At 35.1% G+C, this 2,473-nt stretch carries 1 protein-coding gene; it reads left to right on the top strand.

Going from position 1 to position 2,473, the window contains the following annotated elements:
* Positions 1 to 231 precede the first annotated feature (231 nt).
* On the top strand, positions 232 to 2,473 hold a 2,242-nt coding region (locus ACRBBL_RS27520), incomplete at its 3' end, for a choice-of-anchor L domain-containing protein (protein WP_431372321.1).

The following is a 2,473-nucleotide window of genomic DNA, read 5'->3' as shown; positions in this document are numbered from 1 at the left end:
CACTTTACTTTGAAGAGATAATGAGAGTAATTTTTGAAAAATTCACACATGAAATATAAATAGATATAAAAGCCGAAGAACATTAAAACTTCGGCTTTTTTATAAATACAATAAAAATTGACAATAACGATAGGGTTTTTCTCTTGTTTTTTGTTAAATAAATGAAAGATTAATCTTCTTATTAATATATTTGAGATTAACTATACCTAAACTAACCAGAAATACTTTTTTATGAGGGCAAAAATTTTACTTGTTCTACTGCTGTTTATAGGACACCAAGCATACTCGCAGACAATCACTGTAGATGACACAATGACTCCAGAAGAGTTAGTAGTAAACGTTCTTTTTCAAGATGTCTGTGGAAATGAACCGACCAACATTATGATGACAAATCATAGTGGAGCAGATAATTTGGCAGGAGAAACAAACGGAGCCAATCAAGGTTATGAAAGTTATGGTTACTTCAGCACAGGAGCAGCAGCTTTCCCATTTACAGAAGGAATTATATTAAGTAGTTCAAACGTAACTGCAATTCCAGATAATGGAGCAGCTTTCATGAGTTTTGGTTCAAATGCCTGGGAAGGAGATCCAAACTTAGTGGCGCTTGCAGGTGGAGGACAAACATTTAATGCAACTGCAATTGAGTTTGAATTTGTACCTATATCAGATCAAATTAGTTTTCGATATATATTAGCATCAGAAGAATATACAACAACTTCTAACTATCCATGTAGTTTTGCAGATACTTTCGCCTTTATATTAAGCGGACCAGGAATTGCAGATTCAAACTTATATGATCACGATGCAAACCCTGCAACTCCAGAACTTAATATTGATTTAGGAGGAAGAAATATCGCCTTATTGCCCAATTCAAATATTCCAGCAAGTATCACAAATATCCACACATTTACATGTGGAGCAGGATTGGGGCAATTTGCCTTTCCTGAATATTATGACACACCAGGAAGTAATAATGGTTCAACAGCGTTTGATGGACAAACGATTCCTTTAAAAGCAGAAGCAACAGTAATACCAGGAGAAACATATACAATCAAACTAGTAATATCTGATTATACTGATAACTCTTTTGATTCTGCAGTATTTCTTGAAGGAGGAAGTTTTGATATTGGAGCATTTGATTTAGGTCAAGACAGATTATTAACTACAGGAAATCCAATTTGCGAAGGTGAATCAATTACACTAGATGCCACATCGCCTATAGATACAGCAACGTATCAATGGTCTAGAGATGCGGTAGAACTCGTAGGAGAAACGAATCCAACATTAGATGTAACAACATCAGGAACATATTCAGTAGTAGTATCAGTTTCTACATGTGATACGCAAGATAGTATTGTAATTGAATATGCACCTGTGCCAGTTGCCAATGAGCCAAATAATTTGCTAGAATGCGCAGCAGCTGGAGTAACTAATGTAGAGTTTGACTTGTCATTAGTGAATAACGATGTATTGCTTACACAAGATCCAGCACTATTTAATATTTCGTATCATAATACACTTGATGATGCACAAATGGATATGAATCCATTGCCAACACTCTATACGAATGGACCTAATCCAGAAACGATATTTGTTAGAATTGAAGATTTATCGGGAATGTGTTTTGATACTACAAGTTTCGATTTGGAAATCTACGAGCAAGCTGTAGCAAATACTGTGGCAGATGTAATAATTTGTGATGATGATTCGAATGATGATGAAGCAAGCTTTACATTAACTGATTATGATATACAAGTATTAGGAACTCAAGATGCTACATTATTTTCTGTAACTTATCATGAAACACCAGGAGATGCAGCAAATGGAATTAGTCCGTTAGATCCAGCATTTACAAATACAACAAACCCTCAAACAATCTATGTAAGAATTGAAAATAATGACAACGTATTATGTAATGATGTAACACAATTCAACATTCAAATAAATACGCAGCCTATAGCGAATCAACCTTTAAATATGGCGGCTTGTGATGTAGATGGAAACTTAGTTGAAGATTTTGATTTCACAACACAAGAAGCAGCGATTTTAGATACACAAGATCCTGCGAATTTCAATATTACTTTTCATGAAAATATGCCTGATGCGGAAGCTGATGCCAATCCATTAGCAACAACACATACAGGAAGTGATGGAGAAACAATATTTGTTAGAATAGATAGTACAGAAGCCGGTAATGATTGTTATGCAATTACGAGTTTTACATTGTCAGTAAATCCATTACCAATTCCAGTTATTCCAACGACTTTAGAAGAATGTGATGATGATACAGACGGATTTGTAGGTTTTACTTTAACAGACGCTGATGCGGAAATTTTAGCAGGACAAACCTCTACAGATGCAATGACTATTACTTATTATGAAACAATGGGTGAGGCGCAAACGGGAGTTGGAACACCACTTATGTCACCATATACAAATACGATGATGGGGGGAGAGCCGGTATTTATTCGTA

The sequence above is a fragment of the Kordia sp. genome, assembly GCF_050633145.1.
Lineage (GTDB): Bacteria > Bacteroidota > Bacteroidia > Flavobacteriales > Flavobacteriaceae > Kordia.
The sequence above is the reverse complement of the archived record's forward strand: the minus strand, read 5'-3'. Positions and strand labels throughout refer to the sequence as shown.